The sequence below is a fragment of the Pseudomonas sp. NPDC089530 genome, from assembly GCF_050280705.1.
In the GTDB taxonomy this organism is placed as follows: Bacteria; Pseudomonadota; Gammaproteobacteria; order Pseudomonadales; family Pseudomonadaceae; genus Aquipseudomonas.
Map to the genome: position 1 here is coordinate 20,801 of NZ_JBNNVU010000046.1, position 23,891 is coordinate 44,691.

Below are 23,891 nucleotides of genomic sequence, written 5' to 3' on the forward strand. Positions count from 1 at the left end.
GCAGGTATACTGCCGGCCTTCGCGGCCCGGTTCTTCGGGCTGTTTTTTCCCGGAGCTGCCATGACTACCCCTGCACAACCGCCTGTGTCCGACGCTCCTGGCGCCGATCAGGCCGACGATGCCCGCGCGCCCGATCAAGGCCGGCCGGCGATCGCGCCGTTCAAGTTCCCGTTCAAGCCGTCCGAGTTCGCCCAGGCCAAGAATGCCCAGCTGCCCTGGTACAAGAATGGCGTCGCCGACGGCCACGCCAAGACCCCTGGCGCGGCACCACCCGGCACCCGGCGCTCGATGGGCAAGCGCTGATCCCGGCGCTTTTGTCGCCGTTGCCGCAGGCTGCACAAGATCTGAAAAGCGCCGAATACCTTCGGCAGCGGCGACAGGTCAGGCCGCGCGCAGGGAAATGAAGGCGTAGTTGGCCGGCGCTTCGCTCACCACCTGAGCGCCAGCCTCCCGGACCTGGTCGGCAATGTCCGTACCTGAGACATGGAACAGCCACTCGCTGGCCGGTGCCGCCAGCGGTTGCGCCTGGACCCGCTCGATGGCTTCGGCCAGGGCGGCCATGTCCGGCAGGTAGGCGGTAAAACCGTCGCCCTTGAGCGCGGTGGTGTGAATGCCCAGCAGCTGGCAGATGGCTTGTTTGCTGTGGATATCGTCGCGGTCGGCCTGGCGCGAGCGCTGGATCAGTTCCGCCAGTTCGCGGTCCACCAGCTCGCCGCCGACGATCAGCGCCGGGCCTTGTTCCCAGGACTCGGGCGGGCACTCCTTCAGCGCTGGCTGGAGCGGGATGTGCGGATTGATTTCCATCGGATAGATGCGGCACACCAGCGGCCGGCGTTCATAGATCCGGCACAGGTTGTCTTCGTCAAGATTCCGGCAGGGGCCGAGGTTGTAGGCGGCGAAAGTGATCGCCACATGGGCCAGGGCGTTGCCGCTGGGCACCACGCAAGAACGTCGTTCGGCGTGTTCGCGCTGCCCGGCCGGCAGCCCCAAGCCGTTGCCCAGGAACCCCTCCACCAGCACTATCACCTGGCCGCCATCCAGCGCCCACTGGCGGGCTTCGCCGAGGGTCAGGGGAACGTGGTGATCGTTGCAGCACTTGCCGCAGCCTACGCAGGAAAAACGAGTATTCATCGAGCCGGTAGCCATAGTCGGGAAGCGAAAGCGGCGACGGAATTCCTCACATCGCCACCCAAACCCCGCTGCCGAAGCAAGTTATGCGCCAGGCTCCGGCCTTCGTATGCTTTGTGCGTGCGGCTACAGATGAGCGTTACAGCGGTGCGTGGGGCACCTGCTCGCGACGCACGACCTGCATGCCGACGCTTTCGTACAGCCCGCGGGCAGGCTGGTTGTCTTCCAGCACCCGCAGGTCGACAAAGGCTTCGCGGCGTTGGCGAAAGAGTTCGAAGGCCTGCAGCAGCAGGGCCCGGCCCAGGCCCTGGCCGCGGGCTCGCGGATGCACCACCAGGTCCTTGATGTAGGCGCTGGTCCAGCACTGGACCACTCCGGCCACCCCTTCATTATCCCGAGCCACCAGGCACAGCTGCGGATCGTATTCGGCGTCGCTTTCGAAATACTGGCGCCAGCTGTCCAGGTCCGGCACCCGGCCGCCGCCGTCCTGGTAGCCGAGGTGCATCAGGCCGTGTACCGCTTCGGCCAGCTCCGGCCGATAGGGTTCGAGGCTGAATGTCGCGGGCCAAGGCTCGGCGGGCAGTGGCTGGGACAGGTCGCGGCGCATCAGCAGGCAGTAGTCGTCGTTCAAGGCTCAGGCACTCTGGGTGGCGAGGTGTCGGGCCGCTTCGATCAGGCAGCGGGTCAGGTCCGGCGAGGAGAACTTGGTCAGCACCGCGTTGGCGCCGGCCAGGCGGGCCTTCTGGGCGTTCATCGCGCTGTCCAGGGAGGTATGCAGCAGCACGTAAAGGTGCGCGAAGTCCGGGGTTTCGCGCAGGGTGCGGGTCAGGGCGTAACCGTCCATCTCCGACATCTCGATGTCCGAGACGATCAGGTTGATCTCCTGGGCGGTGCCTTGCAGGTCCAGCAGGCAGTCGATGGCTTCCTTGGCGCTGCGCGCGGTGTGGCATTGCAGGCCGAGGTTGCGCAGGGTATGTACCGACTGCGCCAGGGCCACCTGGCTGTCGTCGACCACCAGGATCCGCGTGTTACCCAGCAGTTCGGCCTCTTCCATGCTCAGTTCGGTCGGCGCGACTTCGATCTGCGCCGGGGCGATGCCGTGGATGACTTTCTCGATGTCCAGCACCTGCACCAGGGTGCCGTCGACCTGGGTCACCCCGGTGATGTAGGCCTTGACCCCGCCGGAGCCATAGGGTGGCGGGCGGATGTCGGTGGTCAGGCAATGCACGATCTTGCTCACCGCCTGCACATGCAGGCCCTGCTTGGAACGGCTGACGTCGGTGACGATCAGGCAGCCGCCGTCCGGGTCTTCCAGCGGCCGTTCGCCGATGGCCCGGCTCAGGTCGATCACCGACAGCGAATTGCCGCGCAGGGTGGCGATGCCTTTTACATGGGGGTGGGATTCCGGCAGCCGGGTCAGCGGTGGGCAGGGGATGATTTCGCTGACTTTGAGCAGGTTGATCGCCATCAGCTTGCCGCTGCGCAAGGTGAACAGCAGAAGCGAAAGAGAGTCTGCGCGGGCTTTGTTGGAAGACATAAGAACCTTCTGTGGAAAAAAGGTGGTTCGCGTAACGACGTCGCGAACAGCTAGCGATAACGGGTTATCGACGCATAGGGGGCTGGCTTTAGGCGCATTGTCGGTTTCCGGCCCCCTGTGTGCGGCGATACAGGAGCTCGCTCCTACAGGTTAGGTGAAGGTTGGCGCCGCGGTTTACTTCAAGCCCAGCCTTTTTGCCAGGCGCCCGAGGTTGGCGCGGTCCAGGCCCAGTTCGCGGGCGGCACCGGCCCAGTTGTGCTGGTGGCGCTCGAGGCAGGCGCCGATCAGCTGGCGCTGGTAGTTGTCGGTGGCCTGGCGCAGATCTCCGCTGCCAGGGCTGCCGACCGGCTCCACCGGGGCTGGCGGCTGAGGTTCGTCCGGCGTCGAGGCGTGCGGCAAGTCCAGGTCGGCGGCGCTCAGGCTGAGGATCTTCGGCCGTTCGCGGCAGTTGCCCAGGGCCTTGAGGGCGCTGCGGCCGATCAGGTGTTCCAGCTCGCGCACATTGCCCGGCCAGGCGTAGGCCAGCAGCGCCGCCTGGGCGTCGCTGGTCAGGCGCAGGCTGCCCAGGCCCATGCGCGAGCGGTTCTGTTCGAGGAAGTAGCCGCTGAGCAGCAGCACGTCGCGCCCGCGATCGCGCAGGGCCGGCACCAGCAGCGGGTACACGCTGAGGCGGTGATAGAAGTCCGCGCGATAGCGGCCGGTGCGTACTTCCTCGGCCAGGTCGCGGTTGGTGGCGGCGATCAGCCGCACGTCGACCCGATGCTCCTGGTCCGAGCCCAGGCGCTGCAACTGGCCGCTCTGCAGCACGCGCAGCAGCTTGGCCTGCACGGTCAGCGACAATTCGCCCACTTCGTCGAGAAACAGCGTGCCGCCATTGGCCAGCTCGAACTTGCCGCGCCGGTCGTTGGTGGCCCCGGTAAAAGCGCCGCGCACATGGCCGAACAGTTCGCTTTCCACCAGGGTGTCGGGCAGGGCCGCGCAGTTGAGGCTGATCAACGGCTGGTCGGCACGGGGCGAGGCGGCATGGATGGCCTGGGCCACCAGTTCCTTGCCGACCCCGGTTTCGCCCGTGATCAGCACCGTCAGGTCGCTGCCGCCGACCAGGCCGATCTCCTCCAGCAATCGCTTGTGGGCCTTGCTCTGGCCGATCATCTCGCGGTTCTGGCCGCTGGCCTGGCGATAGACCTCGGCGCGCTGGTGTTCGTCCTCGGCGCGCAGGGCCAGGCGTTCGATGCGCTCGGCGGCGTTGACGGTGGCCGCGGCGAGGCTGGCGAAGGCTTGCAGGGCATCCAGTTCGATCGGCTCGAAACGTTGCGGGTCAAGGGCGTCGAGGGTCAAAAGGCCCCAGGGGCGCTCGTCGATGAACAGCGGGCAGCCCATGCAGTCGTGGACTTCCAGGTGCTCATGCAGACCGTCCACCAGGCCGTCGTAAGGGTCCGGCAGTTCGCTGTCGCTGGCGAACCGGGTCGGGCCGGGGTGGCTGAGCAGGGCGGCGAAGCGCGGGTGCTCGCTGACCTTGAAGCGTCGGCCCAGGGTGTCGGTGCTCAGGCCGTCCACCGCCAGCGGCACCAGCCATTCGCCATCCAGGCGCAGCAGGGCAGCAGCGTCGCAGGGCAGCAGGGCGCGCATGGCTTCGAGCAGGCGGCGATAGCGCTCGCCTTCGGGCAATTCGCGGGACAGGTCGGAGACCAGGGGCAGCAAGGCGGTGAGCAGGGATTTTGCGGTCATAATGACTCCGTATGGTCCTAATGACTATAAGTGCCGGAGGGTCGATATGACCACTATTATATTAAGTTACTGATTTATATGGTTTTTATTTTTGGCACGAAAACTGATTGGTAAAGGGCAACCTGCAAGAAACCAGAAAGCTCAGGAGTTGTTCCCATGCTTAGCGTCGAAGATCGTGCCATCATCAAATCCACCGTTCCGCTGCTGGAAAGCGGTGGCGAAGCCCTGATCACCCACTTCTACCGGATGATGCTCTCCGAGTATCCACAGGTACGCCCGCTGTTCAACCAGGCACACCAGGCCAGCGGCGACCAGCCACGGGCCCTGGCCAACGGCGTATTGATGTACGCCCGGCACATCGACCAGCTCGACCAGTTGGGCGACCTGGTGGCGAAAATCATCAACAAGCACGTGGCCCTGCAGATCCTGCCGGAACATTACCCGATCGTCGGCGCCTGCCTGCTGCGCGCCATCTCCGAAGTGCTGGGCGACGAGATCGCCACGCCGGCGGTGATGAGCGCCTGGGGCGCGGCCTATAACCAGCTGGCGGATATCCTGATCGGCGCCGAGGGCGCGATCTACGACCAGAAGGCCCAGGCCCCGGGCGGCTGGCGCGGGGCGCGGGAGTTCACCCTGGTCCGCCGCGAGCAGGAGAGCGCGGAAATCACCTCGTTCTATTTCGAGCCTGTGGATAAAGGCCCGATCCTCGCCGCCGAACCTGGCCAGTACATCGGCATGCAGCTGTTCCTCGAGGGTGAGGAAATCCGCCGCAACTACTCGTTGTCGGCCCTGTCCGACGCCGGCCAGTACCGCATCAGCGTCAAGCGCGAAGCCGGCGGCCGTGCTTCCAACTACCTGCACGACGAGCTCCAGGTCGGCGCCCGCCTCCAGCTGTTCCCGCCGGCGGGCGAGTTCACCCTGGCAGCCAGCGACAAGCCGCTGGTGCTGATCAGCGGCGGCGTCGGCATCACCCCGACCCTGCCGATGCTGGAAGCGGCCCTGGCCACCGAGCGTCCGGTGCACTTTATCCACTGCGCGCGCAACGGCGGGGTGCATGCGTTTCGCGATTGGGTCGACGGCCTGGCCGCGCGCCATCCGCAGCTCAAGCGCTTCTACTGCTATGCCGAGGACGACGGCGTCAGCCCGGCGGCGGACAAGGTCGGCCTGCTGAGCCAGGAGCAACTGGGCGAGTGGTTGCCGCAGGAGCGTGACGTGGACGCCTACTTCCTCGGGCCGAAAGCCTTCATGGCGGCGGTCAAGCGTCACCTCAAGGCCCTGGGGGTGCCGGAACAGCAGAGCCGCTACGAGTTCTTCGGCCCGGCCGCGGCCCTGGAGTGAACCGATCGGCCAGTCTCAGTCCTTGAGACTGGCCGCTTTTGTAGCCGCTGGCGCAGCCTGCGATCGGTTGCGCAGCGACCGCTACGCGCTCGATCGCAGCCTCGTGTTGCTCGGCAGCGGCTACAGGGTGCAGGCCGCACTCGTAAAAATCCTTTAAAGGTTAATCCGTTCTTAACCTGTTTATCGTTAATTCCCCGATGCTGATGATAGGCGCTCGTTCGCACTGATCAGGATCATTCCATGCAGTTCTCAACCATTTCCCGTATCACCCTGGCCGCTACCTTGCTCGCCAGCCCCCTGGTTTTCGCCGAGCCGGTTTTGCTCCAGGCGCAGACCCTGATCGTCGATCAGAGTTTGCCCAAGGCCCAGCAGCAAGCCATGGAGCTGGCCGCGCGTCGTTACGGCAGTTTCTGGAACAGCGGCGATGAAAGCCTGGCCAAGGCCGCGCTGGCGGAGAACTTCGTCGATATGACGCCACCCGAAGGGCGGGTCCAGGGCCCCACCGGGCCATTGCTGGCGTCACGCTTCTTTCGCACGGCGGTGCCGGACCTGAGCGCAGAAATCGAGCAGATGATCGTGGCCGGGGATCGCGTGGTGGTGCACCTGCACTTTCGCGGGCATTTCAGTGGCACTTTCAATGCACTCAAAGGCCATGGTCAGCGTGTAGACTTCCGGGCAACCGACATCTACCAGATCGCCGATGGCCGGATCGCCGCCAATTGGCATATCGAAGACAACTTCAGCCTGATGCAGCAGTTGCAAGCGTTGCCGCCGGGCTGAACCACAGACAGAAAAGGAACCGAGGATGACTGACGACATACTGCGTTTGGGGCGCGAGCGACGCTTTCTGGTGTTGCTGGGGGTGATCTGCCTGGCACTGATCGGCGGTGCGCTGTACATGCAGGTGGTGCTGGGCGAGGCGCCTTGCCCGCTGTGCATCCTGCAGCGCTACGCGTTGTTGCTGATCGCCATTTTCGCCTTTATCGGTGCCGCCATGCGCACCCGTCGCAGCATCACGGTGCTGGAGGTTCTGGTGGTGATCAGCGCGCTGTTCGGCGCCGGGGTCGCGGGGCATCACGTCTACACCCAGGCCCATCCCGCGGTCAGCTGCGGCATCGATGTGCTGCAGCCGATCGTCGACAGCCTGCCACTGGCGAGCATCTTCCCGCTGGGGTTCCAGGTCGACGGTTTCTGCTCCACGCCTTACCCGCCGGTGCTGGGTCTGTCCCTGGCGCAATGGGCGCTGGTGGCCTTCGTGCTGACCCTGGTGCTGGTGCCGCTGGGCATCATTCGCAACCGTCGCAACAACGCCTGACTGGGTAGAAAAGACCCCGGTCCCGAGGTTCGGGGCCGGGGCTTTTTTTCGTGTCGGACAAAGCTCGGAAGGCGGGTTGATATGGGGCAATAAGCGGTGCGGCAAAAGTGCGACATGTTGTCACATAAGGGGTGTCGCAGCGGGGAATCCATCGCTGGCCGCAAGCCGGTTTTTTTTATCCTGCGACAGAAAATGGCTGTCAGTTCATGTCTCTGCCAGGAATGCCGGGGCGACCCTGGCCCGCGATCTAAATAAAACGGTTCAGCCCTCGTTCTACAAGGGATAGCGCGGTGCCATCTGTGGTCTTTCCATGGCGGCCAGGGGCGTTTTTCGAGCGGGCGGGAAGGCGTTTTTGGGGCTTTTTATTGAAAATGAAAATCGCTATGATCGCGACCCTTTGCGACAATCGCCACGCATTGTTGCGCGAACCGATAAAAATTATTTCGGGATAAGACATGGTGTATAGAACCCTACCTATCTACAATCGCCCGCACTGAAATTCCGGCGCTGCTCATCCCTGAGCTTACGGCGGCGGTCGAGGGGCGTTGGACGCTCCATGCGACCCCAGGTGTCGGCACCTTCCAAATATCCGCACCAAATGGAATTGGTCTGTAACAAGGCCTTTAACCACGAATTCGAATAAGAACTCACTGCTAGCCCAGGATTTGTCGATCAGCGCGTAACGCGCCGGGCAGGCCCTTATTCAATCGAAGAAAAAATGCCAACCCTTGGCACGGTGAAGTGTTGGCGATCAAAACCCAACTGCATTGCGCAAGCTGCTTTAGAGGTCGTGAGATGAGTAAAAACAGGTACCCCCGATTACTAGGCTTTTTGCCGCTGCTCAGCATGTTGTTGCTGGGAGGCTGCAAATGGACCTTGCTCGACCCAAAAGGACAGGTCGGCCTGGATGAACGAAACCTGATCATCACCGCAACGCTGCTGATGCTGTTGGTCGTGGTTCCGGTCATCATCATGACCTTCGCGTTCGCCTGGAAATACCGCGCGTCCAACACCAGCGCCACCTACGCGCCGAAGTGGTCGCACTCCACCAAGATCGAAATCGCGGTGTGGCTGGTGCCGATCCTCATCATCATTGCCCTGGGTTATGTGACCTACAAGTCCACCCACGCGCTGGACCCTTACCGTCCGCTGGAGTCCGAGGCCGCGCCGATCAACATCGAAGTTGTCGCGCTGGACTGGAAGTGGCTGTTCATCTACCCGGACCAGGGTATCGCGACCGTCAACAAGATCGTGTTCCCCGAGCACACCCCGGTCAATTTCAAGATCACCTCCGACGCCGTGATGAACTCGTTCTTCATCCCGGGCCTGGGTGGCCAGATCTACGCGATGGCAGGCATGCAGACCAAGCTGCACCTGATCGCCAACCAGAAAGCTGAAATGGAAGGCATCTCCGCCAACTACAGCGGCGCTGGCTTTACCGGCATGAAATTCAAAGCGATCTCGACGAGCCAGGAAGACTTCAACGCCTGGGTTGCCGAAGTCAAGGCCGCACCTAAACAGCTTGATCAAGCTGAATACGACGCTCTGGCCAAGCCAAGCCAAAACAACCCTGTCGCGCTGTACTCCGCGTTCACCCCGAACCTGTTTCAGAAAATTGTCGACAAGTATGAAGGCATGAAACCAGGCAAGCCGGTCGAGCACGAGAAGAAAGAAGTGGCCGCGGCACAAGGGATGGACATGAGCGCGCATTCAGCTGCTGGGGCAGAGGAGTAAACGATGTTTGGTAAATTAAGTCTGGACGCGATACCGTTCCACGAGCCGATCGTCATGGTGACCGTTGCCATGATCATCCTCGGTGGTCTGGCGCTTGTCGCGGGTATCACCTATTTCAAGAAATGGTCCTACCTGTGGACCGAATGGCTGACTTCGGTCGACCACAAGAAAATCGGCGTGATGTACATCATCGTCGCCATGGTCATGCTCCTGCGCGGCTTCGCCGACGCCATCATGATGCGTACCCAGATGGCCATGGCCACCGAGGGTTCGCCGGGCTACCTGCCTCCTGAACACTATGACCAGATCTTCACCGCCCACGGTGTGATCATGATCATCTTCATGGCGATGCCTTTCTTCACCGGCCTGATGAACCTTGCAGTGCCGCTGCAGATCGGCGCGCGTGACGTTGCCTATCCGTTCCTCAACTCCCTGAGCTTCTGGCTGCTGGTTTCCGGCGTCGTGCTGATCAACCTGTCCCTGGGCGTCGGCGAATTCGCCAAGACCGGCTGGGTTGCCTATCCGCCGCTGTCGGGCCTGCAATACAGTCCGGGCGTGGGTGTGGACTACTACATCTGGGCGCTACAGCTATCAGGTCTAGGGACGACGTTAACGGGGGTCAACTTCCTGGCCACCGTGCTGAAAATGCGTACCCCGGGCATGAAGCTGATGGACATGCCGATCTTCACCTGGACCTGCACCTGGGCCAACGTCCTGATCGTGGCTTCGTTCCCGATCCTGACCGCTACCCTGGCGCTGCTGACCCTCGACCGTTACATGGATTTCCACATTTTCACCAATGAACTTGGTGGCAATCCGATGATGTACGTGAACCTGTTCTGGGCCTGGGGTCACCCTGAGGTGTACATCCTGATCCTGCCGGCGTTCGGTATCTTCTCCGAAGTCATCTCGACCTTCACCGGCAAGCGCCTGTTCGGCCACCACTCGATGATCTACGCTTCGGGCGCGATCTCGGTACTGGGCTTCATGGTCTGGCTGCACCACTTCTTCACCATGGGTTCGGGCGCCAGCGTCAACGCCTTCTTCGGTCTGGCGACGATGCTGATTTCCATCCCGACGGGTGTGAAACTGTTCAACTGGCTGTTCACCATCTACCACGGTCGCCTGCGCTTCACCAGCCACGTGCTGTGGACCCTGGGCTTCATGGTGACCTTCGCCATCGGCGGCATGACCGGCGTACTGCTGGCCGTTCCAGGTGCCGACTTCGTGCTGCACAACAGCCTGTTCGTGATCGCGCACTTCCACAACGTGATCATCGGCGGTGCCGTATTCGGTTACATCGCTGGTTTCGCCTTCTACTTCCCGAAAGCGTTCGGCTTCAAGCTGCACGAAGGCTGGGGCAAGGCTGCGTTCTGGTTCTGGATCTCGGGCTTCTTCGTTGCGTTCATGCCGCTCTATGCTCTGGGCTTCATGGGCATGACCCGTCGTCTGAACGCCACTACCAACCCTGAGTGGGTGCCGTACCTGTACGTCGCCATGTTCGGTGCGGTGCTGATCGCCTGCGGTATCGCCTGCCAGCTGATCCAGCTGTACGTCAGTATCCGTGATCGCAAGCAGAACCAGTGCGTGTCCGGCGACCCATGGAACGCCCACACCCTGGAATGGTCGACTTCGTCGCCACCACCGTTCTACAACTTCGCCGTACTGCCGAAGGCCAATGGCATCGACCCGTTCACCGAAGCCAAGGAAAACGGTACCGCGTACCAGCAGCCTGCTCGCTACGAACCGATCCACATGCCGAACAACACCGCCACCGGCCTGGTGATGGGTGCTCTGCTGACCGTCTTCGGTTTCGCGATGATCTGGCACATCTGGTGGCTGGCGATCGCTAGCCTGGCCGGTACCGTGATCTATTTCGTGATCCACGCGGCTCGTGATGACCAGGGCTACATGGTGCCGGTCGACGTGATCGAACGCATCGAAGCCGAGCAGCACGCTCGCCTGGTAGCCGAGAAGAAGATTCCGGCCAACCGTGTTGAAACCTCGTTGGAACAGGCTTAAACCATGTCGAACTTAGTGACCAATGCTGGACACACCCATGTCGATGACCATGGGCATGATGACCATCACCACGACTCGGGCGAGATGACCGTCTACGGTTTCTGGCTCTACCTGATGACCGACTGCATTCTGTTTGCGTCGATCTTCGCGGTGTACGCGGTACTGGTAAACAACGTAGCGGGTGGCCCGTCGGGCCACGACATCTTCGAACTGCCTTACGTGCTCGGCGAAACCGCCTTGCTGCTGTTCAGTTCGATCACCTACGGCTTCGCCATGCTGGCGTTCTTCCGGGGTAACAAGAAGCAGGTCCTGGGCTGGCTGGCCCTGACCTTCCTGTTCGGCCTGGGCTTCATCGGCATGGAGGTCAACGAGTTCCACCTGCTGATCTCCGAAGGCTACGGCCCTAGCCGCTCTGGCTTCCTGTCCGGGTTCTTCACCCTGGTCGGTACCCACGGTCTGCACGTGACCAGCGGCCTGATCTGGATGGCGATCATGATGTATCAGGTCAACAAGCATGGCCTGACCGCAACCAACAAGACCCGCCTGAGCTGCCTGAGCCTGTTCTGGCACTTCCTGGACGTGGTCTGGATCTGCGTCTTCACCGTTGTTTACCTGATGGGGACTATGTAATGGCCAATGCCCACTCCCATGACAGCCATGATGCTGGCCACGGCAGCGTAAAGTCGTACGCCATCGGTTTCATCCTGTCGGTGATCCTGACGATCATCCCGTTCGGCCTGGTGATGTACCCGACCCTGCCGAAGTCCATCACCCTGATGATCGTGCTCGCCTTCGCGGTGATCCAGGTCCTGGTTCACCTGGTGTACTTCCTGCACCTGGACCGTTCCGAGGCCCAGCGTAACAACGTGATTGCGTTCGTCTTCGCTGCCCTGGTGATCGTCCTGCTGGTTGGCCTGTCGCTGTGGATCATGTTCAGCATCCATACGTTCATGATGGCGAAGTGAGGTAAGACCCGATGTCGCTCAAGCACTTTATCCAAATCACCAAACCGGGGATCATTTTCGGTAACGTGCTTTCTGTGGCGGGCGGTTTCTTCCTGGCCTCCAAGGGACATGTCGATCTGGCCATCTTCCTGGCCGCGATGATCGGCACGTCCCTGGTGGTGGCTTCCGGTTGCGTGTTCAACAACTGCATCGACCGCGACATCGACCTGAAGATGGAGCGCACCAAGAATCGCGTGCTGGTCCAGGGCCTCATCTCCCTGAAACTGGCACTGATCTACGCGACCGTCCTGGGTGTCGCCGGCGTTGCGCTGTTGTACAAGGTGGCCAATCCGTTGGCGGCGCTGTTTGCCGTGATCGGCTTCATCATCTACGTCGGCTTCTACAGCCTGTACCTCAAGCGCAAGTCGGTGCACGGCACGCTGGTGGGCAGTCTGTCGGGGGCGATGCCGCCGGTGATCGGCTATGTGGCCGTGAGCAACAGCTTCGACATGGCGGCGCTGACCCTGCTGGTGATGTTCAGCCTGTGGCAGATGCCGCATTCCTACGCCATCGCGATTTTCCGCTTCAACGATTACCTGGCCGCATCGATTCCGGTGCTGCCGGTGAAGCGCGGCATCCGAGTGGCCAAGAAGCACATCCTGCTCTACATCCTGGCGTTCCTGGTGGCGACCCTGATGCTGACCTTCAGCGGTTATGCCGGCATGAGCTACCTGGCCGTGGCGTCCGCGATGGGCATGTACTGGCTGTACATGGCCTGGACCGGCTACAAGGCGGTGGACGACACCGTCTGGGCCCGCAAGCTGTTCGTGTTCTCGATCTTCACCATCACCGCGCTGAGCGTGATGATGTCCCTGGATTTCAAGGTACCGAGCGAGCTGTTGCTGACCTACGCGCCATAAGCTGCAAACGCTGTAGAAAAGCCCCGCCTTCGAGAGAAGCGCGGGGCTTTTTATTGAGTGTCAGTCAGTGGGCTGTTTAAAATATTCAAATGACTTTACTCATGCAGGAAGCAGACTAATGAAGAAAAAAGCCGTTGTCGTATTCAGTGGCGGGCAGGACTCGACAACCTGTCTGATCCACGCATTGCCGCTCTATGATGAAGTGCACTGCATTACCTTTGATTACGGCCAGCGCCACCGCGCGGAAATAGAAGCGGCGCAGCAGCTCGCCAAGCAATTGGGGGCGACAGTGCACAAAGTGCTGGATGCTTCCTTGCTCAATGAATTGGCGATCAGCAGCCTCACTCGGGACAATATTCCGGTGCCGACGGTGAACAGTTCAGGCGAAAGCCTACCCAGTACTTTCGTGCCGGGAAGAAACATTCTGTTTTTAACCCTGGCCTCTATCTATGCCTACCAGGTAAAGGCTGAGGCGGTCATTACGGGTGTGTGTGAAACGGACTTCTCCGGCTATCCCGATTGCCGTGACGAGTTTGTAAAGGCCTTGAACAAGGCCGTCGAGTTGGGCATGGAATACCGCCTGCGTCTCGATACGCCACTGATGTGGCTGAACAAGGCGGAGACTTGGGCGCTGGCGGATTATCACAATCAGTTGAGCTTGATTCGCGAACAGACCCTGACCTGCTACAACGGCGTTATTGGCAGCGGTTGTGGCAATTGCGATGCTTGCAATCTTCGTGCAAGAGGGCTGAATGCTTATCTGGGGAACAAGACAGACGTCATGAGCAGCTTGAAAGGCAAGATGAATCTGCAATAAAGACGGAGTGACAGTCTGTCGATGGATTCAACCCGGCATCTACCTGAGAGGGGAGGGTTGAATCCATCGGCGTGAGACAAAGAGCGGTTGTACTAGCTGGCCTGGCTGTCCGTTATGTATCTTTTGAACAGCGACCTTGCGCCATAGGCCGGCAAGATGTTGAAGAATGCAAAACATACCTTGATCGCGATCTGGACGTAGATCATGTTCAGGATGTCGCTGTTTTGCATCGAGCCATAAAAGGCGATGTAGCAGAACACGAAACTGTCGATGATCACCGCGAACAGAGTGCTCAAGAATATCCGCAGGAACAGGAACCTGGAGTTCGTCAGCTCTTTTATCTTGCACAGCAAGTAGGAGTTTATGTTCTCGGAAACCAGGAACGAGACCGAGGACGCCACCAGCACGGATGACACATGAATGATGACGTCATTGTACGGGGTGTCGAGCTTCCAGCCTGGCAGGCCCGGGAGAAAGGTCGAACCATAGAGCAGCACGATAATCAGGGCGTTGCTGGCAAAGGCGAAGAAAATCGCTTTTCTGGCCAGCCTGAGTCCGAAGTTCTCGTTCAACAGGTCAACGATCAGGAAGGTCAGGGGGTAAAGAAAGGTCCCCGGCGTGACAATGATGCCCAGTGACTCGAGATAAATGGGCTTGGTCGCGGCAATGCTGGTGAATATATAAAACGTGAAGAGCAGCAAGTTCAGGATGATATAGACCATCCACGAGCTTTCGTTGCGGTCGCTCAGGTCATAGGCGGTAAGCACTCCTCCTTGCGAGTAGAACTTCTTGTAGATGTTTTTAACTTCCATTTTGTTCAGGTTTTCCATTATTTCGCTGTTCAGTACTTCGCTCAGTTTGATCTTTATGACTTTGCCTGTGGCAATGATCATGATCACGGCCAGGCTCTTGTTGTTTTCAAAGCCCAGGAGTTTGTATTTGCTGTTCTCGAGTTCGCCTTCATAAGCTGCCATTGAAGCGCTCCTCGATGACGTCACCCACTACCAATACCTGGTCCGAGTCGGAGCATGGCTCATTAGTGATGAACAGCTTTTGGGTCTGTCTGTCGTAAACCAGTTTCTCCTTGTCGTCGGTCGACGCTCCCTTTTGAATGATCAACAGGTCGCCGGCCCCGTACAGGCCATTGATCTCATTCTCCAGCAGCACCGCTATCAAGTTGTAGGAGGCGCCGAAGTAATAGGTCAATGGGTGACGTATGGCCAGTTCGCCAATCCGTTTGTCCATGTTGATCATCAACAGGCTTTCCTTGAGGATCGGAACCGCTGCCGGGTTCATGTTTCCTTGTGGGGAAATACTGCTGTCGATGATCTCTTTTTCTTCAAAATCGACGGTTTCTATTTCTTCGTAGGAGACGCCGAAGAAATCGGAGATTTTGCGAATGGTGGATTGCTGTACGTTGCTGACCTTGCCTTCCAGAATGTTGTAGATGGTCGTTCTGGTCAGGCCGCTGGCATTGCACAAAGACAGTTGTGTCTCGCCGCGACTTTTTATCAGGTATTTGATATTGCTCTTCAAATACTCTGTTCTTTCTCTTCTGTGCATCAAATGCTCACCATTTCCTTATAGTTGCCACGCATAGAGTCTTTCATCGAGTGCGTGTCTTGCATGACATTCAACTGCTCAACGCCAAGGGTGAGAACAGTCGGATCGATGCGGCCAGAGCGTGTCGGGTTCTTCCATGGTCTGTACCAACTCGCTAGCACTCCTTTAGCCAGCCTGCATCCATCCTGGGATATTTCGCTGTCGGTATGGGGCGCGCTCGGAGTCGTCGGGAGGGTCCGGACCGGGGCGCCGCGGGGGCAAGTGTTGCATGTCCCCGTCATGACAATAAAGCCCCACAATGCTCGCCGCCATCGCCCTGACCAGCGAACGTTCAGCGCTAAGGCCAGTCCGCTGTCCCCGCCCGTCCCTCAGAAAAGCAGCAATTTAATTGGAAAATGTTTAATTTTTTGCTTAATTAGCTGCTCGCGAACGTTAAACCAGGAAGCGTGCTGTCGTTCGTGGCGCGCACATGACAGGGAAGGAATACCCAATGATGGCAGCTTGTACAGAACCACTCAGGAACCAGGCCGACCTGCTGCGACGGGGGTTGGCGGATCTGCGAGCAGAAGACGCCGAACTGGCGGGGATCCTGGACGCTGAAGTCACGCGTCAACACCGCACACTGTCCTTGGTTTCATCTTCCTGCGCGGCCAACCCGCGAATCCTCGCGGCGTCTGCCTCGGCACTGGTCAACGTCACCGCCGAGGGCACGCCCGGCAAGCGCCATCATGTTGGCTGCGAGAACGTCGATCTGGTCGAGTCCCTGGCGATCCGCAGGGCGCGGGAGCTGTTCGGGGCGCAATACGCCAGCGTACAGTCGCACTCCGCCTCGAACGCCAACTACCAAGTGCTCGCGGCCCTGCTCGAGCCCGGGGACACCATCCTCGGCATGGCCCTCGATCATGGCGGGCACCTGACCCACGGCAGCCCTGTCGCATTCACCGGGGCCCACTACAAGGCGATCCGCTACGGCACCACGGCCCAGGGCGTGATCGATTACGCAGAGGTCCGCCAACTGGCGCTGGCCCACCGTCCGCGCATCATCATCTGCGGTGCGACGGCCTATTCCCGGGTCGTGGACTTCCAACGCTTTCGCGCCATTGCCGATGAGGCCGGGGCCATCCTGCTGGCGGATATCTCCTATATCGCCGGGCTGGTCGCAACGGGGCGGCACCCGAGCCCGATCGACGCGGCGCATGTCACCACGGCCTGTACCCACAAGCAACTGGCGGGGCCCCGTGGTGGCCTGATCCTTTCCGGTCGGGACGCCGACACCAAGGTTCCCGGCCTGCGGGCGAGCTTCAGTCGTGTCCTCGAGCAAGCGGTATTCCCCAAGATGCAGGGCTCGCCGGCGTTCAACATGATCGCTGCCAAGGCAGCCGCGCTGGGCTACGCGATGTCCCCGGAGTTCGACGCCTACATGGGACGGATCCGCAGCACGGCCGATGTCATGGCCAACGCATTCATGGCGCGAGGCTACGAGGTGGTGGGCGGGGGGACGGAGAACCACACGGTCCTGCTCAGGTTGCGTGGGGGCATCAGCGGTTCGATTGCCGCCTCGGCCCTGGAGCGCTGCGGCATCATCGTGAGCAAGAACCGCGCGCTGGGGGAAACCCGCTCCTCATTCGTCGCCAATGGCTTGTGTATCGGCACGGGGTCCATCGCCCAACGCTACATCGACCCCCAGGGGTGCCGTGAATTGGTCGATCTGGTGTGCCGGATACTGGACAAGGTGACGCCCCTCAGCGAGCAGAAGTACAGCCTGGAGCCTGAGTTGCAGGAGCAGTTCCGTCTCCAGACCGAGGCCTTGTGCGCGATGTATCCCATCGCCGATTACCGGGGCAACTGAGGGGGCCCCGGTTTTTCACTCGCAGGAGTCGGCTGGCGAAGGGCGCGCAGTGCTGGTAGGGGTTACAGCTGTTGTTGAGCGCTATAGCCTTCGAACGCGGTCTGTTGCTGGATCGCGGTGACGATGTTCTTGCGGGTGGCCGGCTGTTCGTTGCCGTCCTTGTCGAGGAACACTTCGCTTTCCAGCTCCGCCTCGTCGCCTTCGCCGACAAAGGCGAAGCCCAGGAACTCGAAGGCCTCACGGTCGACGTTGGCCTTGGAGCGCGGGCGGATCGGCAGGGTGACGCTGATGCCGTCCTTGCTGATGGCGAACACTTCCATTTCCTTCTTTGGCCGCGCCTTGCTCTTGCCGCCGCCCGGGCTGCTGATGGCCTGGTGGGTCTGGTTCAGCACTTTCAGCGCCAGGCCGTAGACCAGCTCCTGGAAGCTCGGGTCGTCCTTGTAGCTGGACAGGATGCGGCTGATCGGGAACTTGCTGCTCAGGTCTTCCAGGGCGGCGCTGTCCGCGGCCTCGGCATCCTTGAGCTGTTTGAGCTGGCCCATGAGTTCATAGGCGCGATCGTCGTCGAAGCGGTCGTGAGCCTGGCGGATCTCGGCGCGCAGTTCGCGGATCTGGTCGCTTTCCTTGGAGGACTGGAAAGCATCGAGGACCATCTCGCTGATGGTCTTGGCCTGGGACACGTGCTGTGAAAGATTGATGGCGTTTTCGTATTCGGCTTTGGACGACAAGGCGTTTACGGATTCTTCTGTACGGGAATCAGGCATTGATTTTTCACTACTTCTTTTAACTGGAAATGAGGCTAGAAAAGCACCGGGCCTTTTCAGGGCGCCTAATTTAGGGGACCGGGGCCCCATTGTCACGGGCCAACGGACCGGTGCGAAAAGACGTGGCTCTACTGACCCGCGATCGCCGGGAAAATTCCGCTGTCGATCGTCCCTGGCGAGGTCCCGTATAGCCCGGCTATGGTCTGCGCCCCATTGCCTTCAGCGTTGCGCCTGCTGGCGAAACTCGGCGAACGACACCAGGCGCTGGCGTGCCGGGTCCCACAGCTTGAGGCGCAGGCAGCGGTAGATGTCCCGCGGGTGCAGCGAGGTGGTGAAGGGGGCCTGCAAGGCCGGGATCGCCGCCATGGCTTCCGGCAGGCGGTAGAAGGGAATCCCCGAGTTGGCGTGATGCACATGGTGGTAGCCGATGTTGGCGGTGAACCAGGCCATGAGCGGGCCGGTGCGCATGTAGCTGGAGGAAAACACCGCGGTGGCGGCGTAGTCCCAGTCGGCGCGCGCGGGGTAACGCACGCCGGGGAAGTTGTGCTGGCAGTAGAACATATAGGCGCCCAGCGCCGAGCCGGACAGGCTGGGGAGCAGCACCCCGTACAGCAGGATGTCCGGCGCCAGCAGCGCCAGGGTCACGGCGCTCGCCAGGTTCAGCGCCAGGGCCAGCAGCGACCAGAGCCGATGCCGCGGTTGGGTGATCAGCGACACCAGGCAGATGCTGAAGATAAAGATGCTGAACGACGCCAGCAGGATCATCAGTGGGTGCCGGGCCAGGTGATAACGCAAGCGCTTGAGGCGCCCGGCCCGGGCATATTCCTCGGTGGACAGCAGGGGAAAGGTGCCCAGGTCCGTGTGGGTGGACAACAGCGGCAGGCGGTTCTGCTCCGCGCCGACGTACTGGCAGCTGTGGCCGTGGTGATAGTCGTGGGACTGCTTCCACAGCGTCGGCGGGGCCATCAGCAGCAGGCCGAAGGTCTTGAAGAACACCTCGGCGAAACGCGAGCCCTTGAGAATCGCCCCGTGCATATAGTCGTGGTACAGCACGAACATGCGCACCAGGGACAGGCCCAGCAGCACGCTGCACCCCAGGCGCAGCGGCCACCACAGCGGCATGGCGATCGCCGCGCCGAACAGCCCGATCACCAGCAGCGTCGAGTAGAAATGCCACCAGCTCAGGCGGCGGTTTTCCACGGTGAAGGGCAGGGTCTGGCGAATCAGCTCCTTGCCGTAACGCGCCAGCGCCTCGCGGTCCAGGCCGTCGGTGGGCCAGGGCATGGCCCCCCACGGATCGGGTGTCGGGCCCGTGTCACTGGGGCAATAAGGAGCGGCGGTCGAGGTGTCCAGCGTGCGCATGCTCGGTACTCTCCTCAGCCGATGACCGCTTCGTGGGGGCGGTGCTGCAAGAACAGCGGCGGCCGCCGGTCCTGCCACGGCCGCGCCTGTTCCAACTGGCCGGCGAGGCGCAGCAGCAGGGCTTCCTCGCCAAAGGCCGCGCTGAGCATCAGGCCGATCGGCAGGCCTTCGGCGTTCCAGTGCAGTGGCAGGGAGATCGCCGGTTGCCCGGACGCGTTGTGGATGGCGGTGAACGGGCTGTAGTCGATCAGCGGGCCGTAGGTGTTTTCCAGGTCGCTGGAATGGATATCCACCACGCCATTGCGCAGCGGCGGCCGGGCCAGGGTCGGGGTCAGCCAGCAATCGTAGGTCTGGTGGAAGCGGGCCATTTCCCGGCCCACCTGCTGCAACACCAGTTCGGACATCTGGTACTCCACGGCACTCACGCCGAGGCCACGTTGATGCACGGCCTGGGTCAGGTTTTCCAGTTCGCCGGGCAACGGGCCGCGGCCCAGTTGCAGGCTCATCAGCTCCACGGCGAAGGCGATGCCGGAGAACCACAGGGCGCTGAAGGCTTCGGCGAAGCTTTGCAGGTCCAGTTGCGGCGCGGCTTCTTCCACATGGTGGCCGAGGGACTCGAGCAGGCGCGCGGTGCTTTCCACCGCGGCGATGCAGTCGGGGTGCAGCGGTCGCCCGGCCGGGTCGGTGCGGGAAAAGGCGATGCGCAGGCGCCCCGGCTCGCGGCCGAGCTGGTCGAGAAAGCGCCCTTGCATGGGCGGCGCGCGGTACGGGTCGCCCGGCACCACGCCGTGGGTGGCGTCGAGCAGGGCGGCGCTGTCGCGCACGCTGCGGGTCAGCACATGTTCGTCCAGCAGGCCGCTGAGCAGCTCGCCGAAATCCGGGGCCAGGGAGTTGCGCGCCCGGGTCGGCTTGAGGCCGACCAGGCCACAGCAGGACGCGGGAATACGGATCGAGCCGCCGCCATCGTTGCCATGGGCCGCCGGGACCATGCCGGTGGCCACCGCCGCGGCCGCGCCGCCACTGGAGCCGCCGGTGGAGTATTCCAGGTTCCACGGGTTGCGCGCCGGGCCGTAGAAAGCGCCTTCGGTGGTGGGCAGGATGCCGAATTCCGGGGCGTTACTCTTGCCGACGAACACCAGCCCAGCCTGACGAAAGCGTTTCACCAGCTCGCAGTCCTGGGGCATGACCCGGGCCTGCAGCATGCGCGAGGCCAGTGTCGACGGCAGGTCCTGGCAGTCGCCGAGGATGTCCTTGAGCAGGAACGGCACACCGTGCAGCGGGCCCGTGGCGGGTGCGTTGTCCTGGGCGGCGGCCTGTGCCCGGGCCTTGTCGTAAGCCTTGTAGACCACGGCGTTGACCGCCGGGTTGAAGGCTTCGATGCGGCGTATGGCTTCCTCCAGCAGTTCGGAGGGGCGTACTTCCTTTCTTTTGACCAGGTCGGCCAGGCCGACCGCATCGAAGCTGGCGTATTCGCTAAAAGACATCCTGTTCTCCCTGTGCTGCGCACGCTGGTGGCGATGCCGGAACGCTCCCGTTCCAGCCTGGGTTTTCATGACATGGCCGGTTACACAAGCCCGGCTTGTGCGGGCCTGGAGATCGGCTTCAGATCCTTGCAGAAGGACGATGACAGCAACGGATATGGCAAAAAGCCATGCATGTATCGAACTGTGGGGCGAATATGCGCCGGGGGCGGAAATTGCGGGTATACGCCGTTCGGAGTATTAACTTCGACTGCGCGCTCCCAGAGGATGATCAAGCGTAATGGATGCGCAAGGCCACGGATTCCGGGCCTTGCGGGAGATGGCTAAGTACGGCTGCCTGGATACAATAATGACTACGAACGACCACGATAGAGACGTTCCGTATGCGAATTTTTCGGAATGTCTGCAGCTTCACGCCCATACGATCCCGGACCGATTGGCCTATCGTTTTCTACACAATGGGCGAGACGAAGCAACCCTGATCACCTTCTCTGAACTGGACCGCGCGGCAAGAGCGGCGGCGGCCCGGTTGCAGGAGCATTGCCGGGCGGGGGACCGGGTACTGATCCTGCTCAAGCCGGGCCTGGACTACGTGACCGCCTTCATGGGCTGTCTGTATGCCGGGCTGGTGGCGGTGCCGGCCTATCCGCCGGGCGCGACCAAGACCCTGGACCGGCTGGACGGCATCATCGACGATTGCCAGCCGACGGCGGCACTGGCCAGTGGCGAGGATGTCCCGACCATCCAGGCCCGGCTGGGGCAGGCCGAGCGGCCCCTGGTGCTGGACATGGCGACCCTGGACCTGAACCTGGCCAGCCAATGGCAGGCCACCCAGGTCACCCGGGACGACATCGCCTTTCTGCAATACACCTCCGGCTCCACGGGGATTCCCAAAGGGGTGGCGGTGACCCACGGCAACCTGATTCACAACTCGCGCAGCATCAGCCGCGGCTTCCTGACCCACAAGGACAGCCACTTGGTGAGCTGGCTGCCGCCGTACCACGACATGGGGCTGATCGGCGGCATCCTGCAGTCCTTGTTCGTCGGCTTCGGCTCGACCCTGCTGGCGCCGATCCACTTCCTGCAACGGCCGTTGCGCTGGTTGCAGGCCATCAGCACCTACCGCGGCACGGTCAGCGGCGGGCCGAACTTCGCCTATGAACTGTGCTTGCGCAAGATCAAGGACGAAGAGCTGGCCGGCCTCGACCTGAGCAGCTGGGAGGTGGCCTTCAACGGCGCCGAACATGTGCGGGCGCAGACCATCGCCGCCTTCCAGGAGCGTTTCGCCCGTGCCGGTTTTGCCAGCACCTCGGCCTTTCCCTGCTACGGGCTGGCCGAAGGCACGCTGATGGTCAGCGCCGGCGGCAGCAAGCGCGAGCCAGTGATCCGCCAGTTCCATGCCGGCCTGCTGGAGGACAACGTGGCGCACCTGTATGACGGCCCGGGTAGCGAGGCCGAGTTGCGCCTGCGGACCCTGGTCAGCAGCGGGCGCGGCATTCCCGGGCAGGGGCCGTTCATCTGTGATCCGCTCACCGAGCAGCCGCTGGAAGACGGCCGGGTCGGGGAGATCTGCATCCTCGGCGACAGTGTCGCCAGCGGTTACTGGCAGCGCCCGGACAGCACCGCTGCGGCCTTTCGCCCGGCGCCTCCATCGCTCGGCTGGCCACGCTACTTCCGTACCGGCGACCTGGGGTTCCTGCTCGACGGCGAGCTGTTCGTCACCGGCCGGCTCAAGGACCTGATCATCGTCAACGGCGTCAACCATCACCCCGGCGATATCGAGAACACTGTGCTGCGCACCCACGACAGTTTCCGTCCGGACGGTACCGCGGCCTTCAGCATCGAGACCGGCGACAGCGAGCAGGTGGTGATCGCCCAGGAGATCGAGCGGCGGGCCTTGCGCAGTTTCGACTTGCCGCAGCTGTTCGGTGAGTTGAAGACGCGGCTATGGCAACAGCACCAACTGGCGCGGCCGGTGCTGTTGCTGGTGTTTGGCGGGTCGCTGCCGCGCACCTCCAGCGGCAAGATCAAGCGCCAGGAGTGCCGCAAGCAGTTCGAGCCCTGGCTGGCGGCGCTGGGCGGCGCGGCACCGGCCGAGGCCCACCCCCTGGACAAGTCGGTGGTCGCGGTGGAGAGCAACGGCCGGGTCCTGCGTGACATCACCCTCGATACGCAGGTCGTGGAAGCATGACTAGCCTATCGATTGGTCCGGTGCATGCGCACAAACCCGCGGCGCTGCTGTTCGCCCAGCCGGCCTTCTGCGAGCCGCGGCTGGAGCTGGCCAGCCGCCCGCGGTCGGTGCTGGCGCTGCCGCCCACCGACAGCCAGCAGCGCCTGCAGCTGACCAGCGTGCTCAACTCCATCACCTCGGCGCGCAGCATCGCCGAGCTGACGCAGCAGACCCAGCTGGCGCTGCCGCAGATCCTGCCGTGCGAGAACTTCGTGTTCGCCAGCGGCCGGGTCCGCGCGCACCGGGTGTTCTTTTCGCACCTGATTCATCCGGACACGGTGTCCGACAGCCTGATCAAGGCCATCGTCGGTCGCGACGGCATGATTCCGCCGCTGGGGATCGACCCCATCGAGCATTGCGGGCGCCCCAAGTTCACCACCGTGGAGCGCCTGAGCAACGGGTCGGACCAGGTGTGGGCGAAGATCTTTCGCGAACACGGGATACGCAATCTGGGCTGGACCCTGCTGCCCGGATTGCACCGCAACACCTTCACCGGCTACTTCTTTCACAACATCTCGGCCACCGTGGCCCATGAAAGCAAAATGCGCATGATGGTCTTTGCCCCGTACTTGCACATCGCCCTGAACCGGGCGCTGGGTAGCAAGCTGCTGCGGCACAACCCGGGGCCGAACCATCAACTGTTGTCCGTGCTGTCCAGCCGCGAAGCGGAGATTTCGCGCTGGGTGGCCCGGGGCAAGACCAACTGGGAGATTGGTCAGATCCTCGGGATCAGCGACAAGACCGTGAAGACCCATCTGCAGAATATTTTCTTCAAGCTCCAGGCGTCGAGTCGGGCGCAGATCGCGGCGTTGTTCTGCGACGAGTGAGTGGGGGGCTGTCTTTATTCAGTCATTATCCGGCGGTGCCGACGAGACTCGGCGCCTCAAGGGCGCGCGCTTCTGTAGGAGCGAGCGGGCGGCGATCCGACTTGCCCGCGATAGCGTTTGGCCTGGCGCTGCATTTTTTTGATGGGGTACATATCCGTTGCTGCGGTAACGGCTGCTTATGGTTTCGCCCTTACGGCGACTCACTTTTTACAGACGCCTAAAAAGTAAGCAAAAACGCTTGCCGGTATGACTCACCCACATAGGTAACAAATCAGTTCAAGCACATAGGTGACAGTTTTTAACTGGCAGGGTCGATTCCGAGGATCTGACCA

22 protein-coding genes are annotated in these 23,891 nt (G+C 61.9%); 13 read left to right on the forward strand and 9 right to left on the reverse strand.

Annotation, left to right across the window (positions count from 1 at the left end; translation table 11 throughout):
- Window positions 1-60: 60 nt before the first annotated feature.
- Window positions 61-303 carry a hypothetical protein gene (locus tag ACQKQA_RS18020; protein WP_427560297.1) on the forward strand — a complete coding sequence of 81 codons (243 nt, stop codon included), beginning with the start codon at window positions 61-63 and terminating at the stop codon, window positions 301-303.
- Window positions 304-381: 78 nt separating this feature from the next.
- Here the strand turns inward: ACQKQA_RS18020 and ACQKQA_RS18025 are convergent, their stop codons facing one another.
- The 4 genes from ACQKQA_RS18025 to norR all read right to left on the reverse strand — a co-directional run bounded on the left by ACQKQA_RS18025 (window position 382) and on the right by norR (window position 4,393).
- The gene (locus ACQKQA_RS18025; protein WP_427560300.1) at window positions 382-1,131 is read right to left on the reverse strand and encodes a YkgJ family cysteine cluster protein; all 750 of its coding nucleotides are present in this window, start codon (window positions 1,129-1,131) and stop codon (window positions 382-384) included.
- 136 nt (window positions 1,132-1,267) lie between these two features.
- The gene (locus ACQKQA_RS18030; protein ID WP_427560303.1) at window positions 1,268-1,759 is read right to left on the reverse strand and encodes a GNAT family N-acetyltransferase; all 492 of its coding nucleotides are present in this window, start codon (window positions 1,757-1,759) and stop codon (window positions 1,268-1,270) included.
- Window positions 1,760-1,762: 3 nt separating this feature from the next.
- Complete coding sequence (locus ACQKQA_RS18035; protein ID WP_427560306.1) at window positions 1,763-2,665, reverse strand: chemotaxis protein CheV; 903 nt, start codon at window positions 2,663-2,665, stop codon at window positions 1,763-1,765.
- A gap of 174 nt (window positions 2,666-2,839) precedes the next feature.
- Window positions 2,840-4,393: a nitric oxide reductase transcriptional regulator NorR gene (gene norR / locus ACQKQA_RS18040; protein WP_427560309.1), complete on the reverse strand. Its 1,554-nt coding sequence runs from the start codon at window positions 4,391-4,393 to the stop codon at window positions 2,840-2,842.
- Window positions 4,394-4,549: 156 nt separating this feature from the next.
- Here norR and hmpA point away from each other — a divergent pair, with 156 nt between their 5' ends.
- The 9 genes from hmpA to queC all read left to right on the forward strand — a co-directional run bounded on the left by hmpA (window position 4,550) and on the right by queC (window position 13,483).
- Window positions 4,550-5,731: an NO-inducible flavohemoprotein gene (gene hmpA, locus ACQKQA_RS18045; RefSeq protein ID WP_427560311.1), complete on the forward strand. Its 1,182-nt coding sequence runs from the start codon at window positions 4,550-4,552 to the stop codon at window positions 5,729-5,731.
- 240 nt (window positions 5,732-5,971) lie between these two features.
- The gene (locus ACQKQA_RS18050; RefSeq protein ID WP_427560314.1) at window positions 5,972-6,511 is read left to right on the forward strand and encodes an ester cyclase; all 540 of its coding nucleotides are present in this window, start codon (window positions 5,972-5,974) and stop codon (window positions 6,509-6,511) included.
- A gap of 25 nt (window positions 6,512-6,536) precedes the next feature.
- Complete coding sequence (locus ACQKQA_RS18055; protein WP_427560317.1) at window positions 6,537-7,046, forward strand: disulfide bond formation protein B; 510 nt, start codon at window positions 6,537-6,539, stop codon at window positions 7,044-7,046.
- Between the two features lie 795 nt (window positions 7,047-7,841).
- Complete coding sequence (cyoA, locus tag ACQKQA_RS18060) at window positions 7,842-8,780, forward strand: ubiquinol oxidase subunit II (protein ID WP_427560359.1); 939 nt, start codon at window positions 7,842-7,844, stop codon at window positions 8,778-8,780.
- Between the two features lie 3 nt (window positions 8,781-8,783).
- Window positions 8,784-10,802, forward strand: a complete 2,019-nt coding sequence (gene cyoB / locus ACQKQA_RS18065; protein ID WP_427560320.1) for a cytochrome o ubiquinol oxidase subunit I — start codon at window positions 8,784-8,786, stop codon at window positions 10,800-10,802.
- 3 nt (window positions 10,803-10,805) lie between these two features.
- Window positions 10,806-11,432, forward strand: a complete 627-nt coding sequence (locus ACQKQA_RS18070; RefSeq protein WP_427560323.1) for a cytochrome o ubiquinol oxidase subunit III — start codon at window positions 10,806-10,808, stop codon at window positions 11,430-11,432.
- The gene (gene cyoD / locus ACQKQA_RS18075; protein WP_053262544.1) at window positions 11,432-11,767 is read left to right on the forward strand and encodes a cytochrome o ubiquinol oxidase subunit IV; all 336 of its coding nucleotides are present in this window, start codon (window positions 11,432-11,434) and stop codon (window positions 11,765-11,767) included. The genes ACQKQA_RS18070 and cyoD overlap by 1 nt, the downstream gene beginning before the upstream one ends.
- An 11-nt stretch (window positions 11,768-11,778) precedes the next feature.
- Complete coding sequence (gene cyoE, locus ACQKQA_RS18080) at window positions 11,779-12,666, forward strand: heme o synthase (RefSeq protein ID WP_427560327.1); 888 nt, start codon at window positions 11,779-11,781, stop codon at window positions 12,664-12,666.
- Window positions 12,667-12,784: 118 nt separating this feature from the next.
- Entirely contained in the window at window positions 12,785-13,483 is a 699-nt protein-coding gene (queC, locus tag ACQKQA_RS18085) for a 7-cyano-7-deazaguanine synthase QueC (protein ID WP_427560330.1), read from the forward strand.
- Window positions 13,484-13,575: 92 nt separating this feature from the next.
- On the opposite strand, the gene ACQKQA_RS18090 is transcribed toward queC, so the two are convergent.
- Both ACQKQA_RS18090 and ACQKQA_RS18095 read right to left on the reverse strand, forming a co-directional pair.
- Window positions 13,576-14,457 carry a queuosine precursor transporter gene (locus tag ACQKQA_RS18090; RefSeq protein ID WP_427560333.1) on the reverse strand — a complete coding sequence of 294 codons (882 nt, stop codon included), beginning with the start codon at window positions 14,455-14,457 and terminating at the stop codon, window positions 13,576-13,578.
- Window positions 14,444-15,046 carry a helix-turn-helix transcriptional regulator gene (locus tag ACQKQA_RS18095; protein ID WP_427560336.1) on the reverse strand — a complete coding sequence of 201 codons (603 nt, stop codon included), beginning with the start codon at window positions 15,044-15,046 and terminating at the stop codon, window positions 14,444-14,446. Before ACQKQA_RS18095 ends, ACQKQA_RS18090 begins: the two co-directional genes overlap by 14 nt.
- Window positions 15,047-15,539: 493 nt before the next feature.
- Here ACQKQA_RS18095 and glyA point away from each other — a divergent pair, with 493 nt between their 5' ends.
- Window positions 15,540-16,895, forward strand: a complete 1,356-nt coding sequence (gene glyA, locus ACQKQA_RS18100; protein ID WP_427560362.1) for a serine hydroxymethyltransferase — start codon at window positions 15,540-15,542, stop codon at window positions 16,893-16,895.
- Between the two features lie 62 nt (window positions 16,896-16,957).
- On the opposite strand, the gene ACQKQA_RS18105 is transcribed toward glyA, so the two are convergent.
- The 3 genes from ACQKQA_RS18105 to ACQKQA_RS18115 all read right to left on the reverse strand — a co-directional run bounded on the left by ACQKQA_RS18105 (window position 16,958) and on the right by ACQKQA_RS18115 (window position 20,505).
- Window positions 16,958-17,659 carry a hypothetical protein gene (locus tag ACQKQA_RS18105; RefSeq protein WP_427560339.1) on the reverse strand — a complete coding sequence of 234 codons (702 nt, stop codon included), beginning with the start codon at window positions 17,657-17,659 and terminating at the stop codon, window positions 16,958-16,960.
- Between the two features lie 219 nt (window positions 17,660-17,878).
- Window positions 17,879-19,021, reverse strand: coding sequence for a fatty acid desaturase family protein (locus ACQKQA_RS18110; protein ID WP_427560342.1), 1,143 nt, complete (start codon window positions 19,019-19,021; stop codon window positions 17,879-17,881).
- Window positions 19,022-19,035: 14 nt separating this feature from the next.
- Window positions 19,036-20,505: an amidase gene (locus tag ACQKQA_RS18115; RefSeq protein WP_427560345.1), complete on the reverse strand. Its 1,470-nt coding sequence runs from the start codon at window positions 20,503-20,505 to the stop codon at window positions 19,036-19,038.
- A gap of 346 nt (window positions 20,506-20,851) precedes the next feature.
- Here ACQKQA_RS18115 and ACQKQA_RS18120 point away from each other — a divergent pair, with 346 nt between their 5' ends.
- Both ACQKQA_RS18120 and ACQKQA_RS18125 read left to right on the forward strand, forming a co-directional pair.
- On the forward strand, window positions 20,852-22,693 hold the full coding sequence (locus ACQKQA_RS18120; RefSeq protein WP_427560348.1) for a fatty acyl-AMP ligase: 1,842 nt from the start codon (window positions 20,852-20,854) through the stop codon (window positions 22,691-22,693).
- On the forward strand, window positions 22,690-23,559 hold the full coding sequence (locus tag ACQKQA_RS18125; protein WP_427560351.1) for a LuxR C-terminal-related transcriptional regulator: 870 nt from the start codon (window positions 22,690-22,692) through the stop codon (window positions 23,557-23,559). Before ACQKQA_RS18120 ends, ACQKQA_RS18125 begins: the two co-directional genes overlap by 4 nt.
- The last annotated feature ends 332 nt before the right edge of the window (window positions 23,560-23,891 follow it).

What these genes read in the sequence shown, in the direction of transcription:
- norR (WP_427560309.1), bottom strand. Translation starts at nt 4,393, where the DNA reads ATGACCGCAAAATCCCTGCTCACCGCCTTGCTGCCCCTGGTCTCCGAC.
- hmpA (WP_427560311.1), top strand. Translation starts at nt 4,550, where the DNA reads ATGCTTAGCGTCGAAGATCGTGCCATCATCAAATCCACCGTTCCGCTG.
- ACQKQA_RS18110 (WP_427560342.1), bottom strand. Translation starts at nt 19,021, where the DNA reads ATGCGCACGCTGGACACCTCGACCGCCGCTCCTTATTGCCCCAGTGAC.
- ACQKQA_RS18105 (WP_427560339.1), bottom strand. Translation starts at nt 17,659, where the DNA reads ATGCCTGATTCCCGTACAGAAGAATCCGTAAACGCCTTGTCGTCCAAA.
- ACQKQA_RS18035 (WP_427560306.1), bottom strand. Translation starts at nt 2,665, where the DNA reads ATGTCTTCCAACAAAGCCCGCGCAGACTCTCTTTCGCTTCTGCTGTTC.
- queC (WP_427560330.1), top strand. Translation starts at nt 12,785, where the DNA reads ATGAAGAAAAAAGCCGTTGTCGTATTCAGTGGCGGGCAGGACTCGACA.
- ACQKQA_RS18120 (WP_427560348.1), top strand. Translation starts at nt 20,852, where the DNA reads ATGACTACGAACGACCACGATAGAGACGTTCCGTATGCGAATTTTTCG.
- ACQKQA_RS18020 (WP_427560297.1), top strand. Translation starts at nt 61, where the DNA reads ATGACTACCCCTGCACAACCGCCTGTGTCCGACGCTCCTGGCGCCGAT.
- ACQKQA_RS18055 (WP_427560317.1), top strand. Translation starts at nt 6,537, where the DNA reads ATGACTGACGACATACTGCGTTTGGGGCGCGAGCGACGCTTTCTGGTG.
- ACQKQA_RS18095 (WP_427560336.1), bottom strand. Translation starts at nt 15,046, where the DNA reads ATGCACAGAAGAGAAAGAACAGAGTATTTGAAGAGCAATATCAAATAC.
- cyoE (WP_427560327.1), top strand. Translation starts at nt 11,779, where the DNA reads ATGTCGCTCAAGCACTTTATCCAAATCACCAAACCGGGGATCATTTTC.
- ACQKQA_RS18125 (WP_427560351.1), top strand. Translation starts at nt 22,690, where the DNA reads ATGACTAGCCTATCGATTGGTCCGGTGCATGCGCACAAACCCGCGGCG.
- cyoB (WP_427560320.1), top strand. Translation starts at nt 8,784, where the DNA reads ATGTTTGGTAAATTAAGTCTGGACGCGATACCGTTCCACGAGCCGATC.
- ACQKQA_RS18025 (WP_427560300.1), bottom strand. Translation starts at nt 1,131, where the DNA reads ATGAATACTCGTTTTTCCTGCGTAGGCTGCGGCAAGTGCTGCAACGAT.
- ACQKQA_RS18050 (WP_427560314.1), top strand. Translation starts at nt 5,972, where the DNA reads ATGCAGTTCTCAACCATTTCCCGTATCACCCTGGCCGCTACCTTGCTC.
- glyA (WP_427560362.1), top strand. Translation starts at nt 15,540, where the DNA reads ATGGCAGCTTGTACAGAACCACTCAGGAACCAGGCCGACCTGCTGCGA.
- ACQKQA_RS18070 (WP_427560323.1), top strand. Translation starts at nt 10,806, where the DNA reads ATGTCGAACTTAGTGACCAATGCTGGACACACCCATGTCGATGACCAT.
- ACQKQA_RS18115 (WP_427560345.1), bottom strand. Translation starts at nt 20,505, where the DNA reads ATGTCTTTTAGCGAATACGCCAGCTTCGATGCGGTCGGCCTGGCCGAC.
- cyoD (WP_053262544.1), top strand. Translation starts at nt 11,432, where the DNA reads ATGGCCAATGCCCACTCCCATGACAGCCATGATGCTGGCCACGGCAGC.
- cyoA (WP_427560359.1), top strand. Translation starts at nt 7,842, where the DNA reads ATGAGTAAAAACAGGTACCCCCGATTACTAGGCTTTTTGCCGCTGCTC.
- ACQKQA_RS18090 (WP_427560333.1), bottom strand. Translation starts at nt 14,457, where the DNA reads ATGGCAGCTTATGAAGGCGAACTCGAGAACAGCAAATACAAACTCCTG.